Origin of the sequence: Pseudoalteromonas sp. P1-13-1a (assembly GCF_001401875.1) — a bacterium.
GTDB lineage: Bacteria > Pseudomonadota > Gammaproteobacteria > Enterobacterales > Alteromonadaceae > Pseudoalteromonas.
Genome location: NZ_LKDV01000091.1, coordinates 1 through 455 on the forward strand (window position 1 = coordinate 1; position 455 = coordinate 455).

A 455-nucleotide genomic window follows, 5' to 3' on the forward strand; every position below is an offset into this window, starting at 1 on the left:
GTAATGGAATATAACAATCTATCCAAGCTTGTAAAAAAAGTTCTCAAAACAGATCAAAGTGGTAATACAACAATGCCCTCAAGACGCGAAATGACAAGCAAAATTTTTGCGTTTATTATGCTTATTCCTGGAATTGCTAGCATTGTGATGACAGTAACAAGCGAAGGAGGGGAAAGTATTTTCTTCGCGATTTCGGCAAGCTTCTTTTTAAGTATATCAATATTGCTTTTTGGTCGAAAGAGCCGCTTAGAGTTTAACGGGACAGAAAAACAGCTTAATTTAAAAACCGCATTATGGGGTTACTTTCAAAAAAGTAAAATTGTTGTACCGTTTGATACACTATCATTTGAATTAAGTAGTATAGGCGCGCAAGGCCCTTATCAAATTAAGTTTGTTGATCAGTTATATGAATTTAAACAGTATACAGATGCTAAGATGTTCATTTCGTTTTTATA

At 33.8% G+C, this 455-nt stretch carries 1 pseudogene; it reads left to right on the forward strand.

From position 1 onward, the window contains the following. A pseudogene (locus tag AN391_RS19925) lies at positions 1-455 on the forward strand (hypothetical protein); the annotation flags it as partial.